This window comes from Polynucleobacter sp. 39-46-10, from assembly GCF_002282275.1.
The window spans coordinates 1-5,885 of sequence record NZ_NCJB01000141.1; the positions used below are offsets into that span (position 1 = coordinate 1).

Below are 5,885 nucleotides of genomic sequence, written 5' to 3' on the forward strand. Positions count from 1 at the left end.
CGGTCCGGCATCGCGAACGGCCAAAGCGGCACGCCAAGAAGCTGTCACTTTTTTCCCCGAAACTTGATTTGCTGCATAGGTTTGTAAACGAGATAAACCACCCTGAGCATAGATATTGGCAGCAGATGACTCGGCTTCAAGTCGATCGTTGCTATCCCAACTTTCAGCACGACTGTGTTCGTCGAAGCCTACTGTAGTGCCGTTTTCAGAGCGATTATTCATGATGGGTGCTAGGTTACCCTTAACACGCCATCAAATCAAGCCTAATTACAGTGCATTTTATATAAACCATTGATTTATATAATAATTATTTATGTTAGTTGTCACTAACTAACATAAATAAAAGCCCACCCTGCCTTCTTAAGCCACACCTCTGGCATTACTTGCTGCCTCAACTACCGCCAAAGTGGTGACATTGACGATACGGCGCACAGTAGCTGATGGCGTCAGAATATGAATCGGCTTAGCAGCACCGAGCAGTAATGGGCCGATTGCAATACCGTTACCAGCAGCGGTCTTTAGTAAGTTGTAGGAAATGTTGGCAGCATCAATGTTTGGCAATACTAGCAAGTTGGCATCACCTTTCAATGGAGATGAAGTAACCGCACCAGCGCGAATGGTTTCATCCAAGGCGCTATCACCATGCATTTCACCATCCACCTCAAGAGTTGAATCTGCATTTTGAATCAAAGCTAACACTTCACGCATTTTGATTGCAGATGGCGCATTACTTGAGCCAAAGTTGGAATGGGATAAGAGTGCTACTTTCGGTACGAGACCCAACTTGCGCATTTCGCTCGCGGCCATCAATGTCAACTCAGCCAATTGCTCTGCAGTTGGATCAATATTGACATGGGTATCTACCAAGAACACTTGGCGACCCGGCAAAATCAATCCAGACATGGCACCATAAACATTGGCACCCGGCTCTTGACCTACCACCTCATCGATGTACTTCAAATGGGTTGCTAAGTTGCCAACGGTTCCACAGATCATGCCATCAGCCATGCCTTTGGTAATCATCACTGAACCAATCAAGCTGTTACGACGACGCATTTCTAACTTGGCAAAAGATTCAGTAACGCCTTTGCGTTCTGTCAACGCCAAATAGGTTTGCCAGAAATCACGGAAACGTGAATCATTCTCCGGGTTCACGATTTCAAAGTCTTCGCCAGCCTTAATACGCAATCCAAACTTGCCAATGCGATGCTCAATGACTGCAGGGCGTCCGATCAAAATTGGCGTCGCCAAATGTTCATCAATAATAATTTGTACTGCACGCAATACGCGCTCATCTTCACCTTCAGCAAACACGATACGTTTTTGTGCAGCAGGTACTCGTTTAGCAATGCTAAACAATGGCTTCATCAAAGTACCGGAGTGGTACACAAATTGTTGCAACTGATTGCGGTAAGCATCAAAGTCTTTAATCGGACGTTGAGCAACGCCATCATCCATTGCGGCTTTAGCAACGGCAGGTGCAATAACCGTAATCAGACGTGGATCAAATGGTTTCGGAATTAAATACTCCGGACCAAAAGACAAGTTTTCAATACCATACACAGAGGTCACTACTTCGCTTTGCTCAGCTTGCGCCAAATCCGCTACAGCCCGCACTGCGGCGACTTCCATGCCACGTGTAATAGTAGTTGCACCAACGTCTAATGCGCCACGGAAGATGAACGGAAAGCACAACACGTTATTCACTTGGTTTGGATAATCGGTACGGCCAGTTGCCATCACCGCATCAGGACGAACTTCTTTAACTTCTTCAGGAAGAATCTCTGGAGTTGGATTTGCCAAAGCAAAGACCAATGGCTTAGGCGCCATCTTTTTAACCATGTCTTGCTTCAACACACCACCGGCAGAAAGACCTAAGAAAATATCAGCGCCTTCAATCGCTTGATCCAGCGTGCGCAATTCTGTCTCTTGGCAGAACGGTTCCTTCTCCGGATCCATGAGTTCTTTGCGGCCTTTATATGCAACACCAGCTAAGTCGGTGACCCAAATATTCTTACGCGGTATACCAAGGTCAACCAATAAATCTAAGCAAGCTAATGCGGCAGCACCAGCACCTGAGGTAATTAACTTCACATTACTGACATCTTTACCAACCACTTTTAAACCATTGAGAATTGCAGCGGCAACTACAATCGCAGTTCCATGTTGATCATCATGAAAGACCGGAATCTTCATGCGAGCTTGTAGCTTGCGTTCGACTACAAAACAATCTGGTGCTTTGATGTCCTCTAAATTGATGCCACCAAAAGTAGGCTCAAGTGCCGCAATGATTTCAACTAATTTATCTGGATCGTTTTCATTCACTTCAATATCGAAAACATCAATACCGGCGAATTTCTTAAAGAGGACTGCTTTACCTTCCATCACTGGCTTACTTGCCAATGGTCCAATATTTCCCAAACCTAAAACCGCTGTGCCATTAGTAATCACACCAACTAAGTTGCCACGCGCTGTGTACTTGAATGCATTTGCAGGATCCTTAACGATCTCTTCGCAAGGAGCAGCCACGCCAGGTGTATATGCAAGCGCTAAGTCTCGCTGATTCGTGAGTTGCTTTGTGGGGGCAATCTCAATCTTTCCTGGGGTTGGAAACTCGTGATAGTGGAGAGCGGCTGCTCTTAAATCCGCTATTTGTTGTTCTTTGCTGCTATTGCTTGGTTTACTCATCAGTTCACTCATCAATCAGACGTATTCAAGCTTCTAATTCTATTCCTCTCGGATGGAAGAGTCCCAAGAGCCATAAAATGGGGCATGCAATCTCAAACATCCCCACTCGGCGAATTTGACCTGATTCAGCGTTTCTTCAAAACGCAGTCAGAACTCATGCTCAGTAAGAATCCTGGTTCAGTGAAGCTAGGGATTGGTGATGACTGTGCCCTACTAAATATCGACCCTACCGAAGAAATTGCGATCACCAGTGACATGCTCGTCTCTGGACGACACTTTTTACCAGATGCCAATCCAGAGTGGCTGGGCTGGAAAGCCCTAGCAGTCAACCTTTCAGACCTAGCAGCCATGGGTGCCAAGCCTGCTGGCTTCACTTTAGCCCTCGCATTGCCAGAGTCTAATTCAGCCTGGCTAGAAGCTTTTAGCAAGGGCTTATTTGCAATTGCCAATCAATTTACCTGCCCACTGATTGGCGGTGACACCACTGCTGGTCCACTCAATATTTGCATCACCGCTTTTGGCAGCATTCCCAAAGGGAAAGCCATTTATAGATCAGGGGCATTAGTGGGTGATGACATTTGGGTCTCGGGAACTGTTGGCGATGCGAGACTTGCTCTTGCTGCACTGCGTCATGAAATTAAATTATCTAAAGAAGATTTAGCGAGCATAGAAGCGCGCATGCATCAACCTACCCCCAGGCTGGATTTAGGCATTGCCTTAAGAGGCATTGCCAATTCCGTTTTAGACATCTCTGACGGTCTTTTGGGGGACCTGAGACATATCCTTGAACAGTCCGGCAAAGATGCAGAAATCTCCTTAGGTCAGATTCCAAAATCCGCCACACTAGGTAAACAAGTGTTGGCCATTCAAAATCAATACTCAGCAAGTGGTGGGGATGATTACGAGCTATGCTTCACAGCCCCCAGCAGTAAACGGGATGCCATTGCCAAAATCAGTGCAGACCTCAATCTCGCCCTCACTCAAATTGGTAGCATCAAATCCATGCAATCCTCGGCAGCTGAGATACACATCGTTGGCAACGATGGAAAGGAGTTAGATGCTCAAGAGGCAGGTTTACTACTGAAATCTTTTGATCACTTCGCATGAATACCCAAGCTAATACGCCAAGCTCCTCCACCCTTACTCCCAGCTTCAAGTGGGTATTTAGTAAACCTAGTCGCGCCCTTGCATTCGGCATGGGCAGTGGTTTGGCACCATTCGCCCCAGGTACTGCGGGAACGCTGTGGGCTTGGGCCGCATTCTTGGTGGGAGAATATTTTCTATCTACCGAAGCGTGGCTGTGGATCATCGGCATTGGAATACTGCTGGGCTGCTGGATCTGCGGACAAGTCAGCGAAGAGTTGGGCAAAAAAGATTTTGGCGGAATTGTTTTGGATGAAGTCCTTGCCTTCTGGATCGTATTGATTTTTATCATGCCAGCAAACATATGGGTACAAATTTTGGCATTTGCACTATTCCGATTTTTTGATGCCGTGAAGCCCGGTCCGATTGGAATGATTGATCGACACTTTAAACATTTAGAAGGTGGCGACCATTCCTCTCCATCTAGTTTTGGTTTAATACTCTGGCGCGGATTCGGAATCATTGCTGATGATTTAGCTGCAGCATTTTTCACCCTACTCACCATGACGCTTTTACATATTGGATTGAGCTACATCTCATGAAAAATAATAACGATCCTCAGCATGAAATAGCGAGAGCTGTTGCACAGACTCTAATGAACCGTGGCTGGAAAATTGCTTTAGCTGAATCCTGTACTGGTGGCCTTGTCTGCGCAACCCTAACGGATTTAGCAGGCTCAAGTGATTGGCTAGAGCGAGGCTATATCACCTACAGTAATGCAGCGAAATCTGAATGCTTAGATGTTCCAGCAGAGACGATTGATTCATTTGGTGCTGTGAGTGAGCAAGTCGCTAAAGCCATGGCTGAGGGTGCGCTTCGCAATGCGAATGTCAACGCTGCCATCTCTATTACTGGCATCGCTGGCCCAACAGGTGGCTCACCAGAAAAACCAGTTGGTACAGTCTGTTTTGGCTGGGCAATCAAAGAGGTCATTGGAAATGAGGTTGTGAACACCGCCACACTCACCAAGCATTTCAACGGTGATCGTCAAATCGTGCGGGAACAAGCGCGTGATTTTGCACTCTCTCAATTTCTGGAATTACTCAAACCCAAAAACGCCTAACAAGGTAGCACTACAGAATTAGCGTGAGCTCAACCAACCCTTGTGGCGGAAATAGCCCAATGGAATCATCGCTGAAATCACCATGGAAATAATGGCAACTGGATAACCCCAAGTCTGCTCTAGCTCAGGCATGTAACGGAAGTTCATGCCCCACACGCTAGCCAATAAAGTAGGTGGCATTAAGGCAACGGATACCACCGAGAAGATCTTGATGATCTTACTTTGGTTCAAGTTAATAAAACCGACCGTCGCATCCATCAAGAAGTTAATCTTATCGAACAAGAACGCGGTATGGTTTTCTAATGAGTCAATGTCGCGCAAAATCTGACGCGCTTCTTCTTGCTGCTCATCAGACAATAATTTGCTGCGCATCAAAAATGACAATGCACGACGGGTATCCATCACATTGCGACGAATGCGTCCGTTCGTATCCTCTTCCTTAGCAATCGTTTCGAGTACTTCTTCGGCATCGTTATCGGTGATGTCATCTTGTAGAACGCGCTTACCTGCTTGTTCGAGGTTTTCATAAACCTCTTCCAAAGCATCAGCGGAATACTCAGCATCAGTGGAATACAAATCTAGTAAAACGTCTTTTGCATTGCTCACTGAACCTGGGCGCAAACGGGCACGCAAGCGTACCAAGCGGAAGACCGGTAAGTCTTCATCATGAATAGAGAACAAAACTTGCTTGGTCATGACGAAAGCGACTCGAACGTTACGAGAAGTTTCTTCTTCATCCAATAAGAAATCCGTACGAATATGGAGGTGGCCGTCATCTGCCTCGAAGTAACGCGCAGAAGCTTCTAAGTCACCCAAATCATCTAGTTCAGGCAAAAGAACGCCAAAAGCCTCTTTAATCCATAGGAGCTCTTCCTCTTCTGGGTCAACTACGTCGATCCAGATAGGGTTGGAGTATTGCAACAATTCATTGCGATCTTCCACTTGCTCTTGAGAGAGGCGGCCATTTTGCAGGACGAACAAGTTGATCATG

Annotated in this window: 5 protein-coding genes and 1 pseudogene; 3 read left to right on the forward strand and 3 right to left on the reverse strand. The window is 46.3% G+C overall.

Annotated elements, in window-relative coordinates; translation table 11 throughout:
- Both B7X71_RS10860 and B7X71_RS10865 read right to left on the reverse strand, forming a co-directional pair.
- Window positions 1-222 (reverse strand): annotated as a pseudogene (locus tag B7X71_RS10860) (hypothetical protein); the annotation flags it as partial.
- A gap of 138 nt (window positions 223-360) precedes the next feature.
- The gene (locus B7X71_RS10865) at window positions 361-2,688 is read right to left on the reverse strand and encodes an NADP-dependent malic enzyme (protein ID WP_293598481.1); all 2,328 of its coding nucleotides are present in this window, start codon (window positions 2,686-2,688) and stop codon (window positions 361-363) included.
- Window positions 2,689-2,772: 84 nt separating this feature from the next.
- Between B7X71_RS10865 and thiL the strand changes: the two genes are divergently transcribed.
- Genes thiL through B7X71_RS10880 form a run of 3 tightly spaced genes read left to right on the forward strand, consistent with a single transcriptional unit; the run spans window position 2,773 to window position 4,894 of the window.
- The gene (thiL, locus tag B7X71_RS10870) at window positions 2,773-3,795 is read left to right on the forward strand and encodes a thiamine-phosphate kinase (RefSeq protein WP_293598482.1); all 1,023 of its coding nucleotides are present in this window, start codon (window positions 2,773-2,775) and stop codon (window positions 3,793-3,795) included.
- Window positions 3,792-4,373 (forward strand): phosphatidylglycerophosphatase A, encoded by a 582-nt coding sequence (locus B7X71_RS10875; protein ID WP_293598483.1) that lies wholly within the window; start codon window positions 3,792-3,794, stop codon window positions 4,371-4,373. The genes thiL and B7X71_RS10875 overlap by 4 nt, the downstream gene beginning before the upstream one ends.
- Window positions 4,370-4,894, forward strand: a complete 525-nt coding sequence (locus B7X71_RS10880) for a CinA family protein (RefSeq protein WP_293598484.1) — start codon at window positions 4,370-4,372, stop codon at window positions 4,892-4,894. The genes B7X71_RS10875 and B7X71_RS10880 overlap by 4 nt, the downstream gene beginning before the upstream one ends.
- A gap of 18 nt (window positions 4,895-4,912) precedes the next feature.
- Here the strand turns inward: B7X71_RS10880 and corA are convergent, their stop codons facing one another.
- Entirely contained in the window at window positions 4,913-5,884 is a 972-nt protein-coding gene (corA, locus tag B7X71_RS10885; protein ID WP_015420400.1) for a magnesium/cobalt transporter CorA, read from the reverse strand.
- Window position 5,885: the final 1 nt, after the last annotated feature.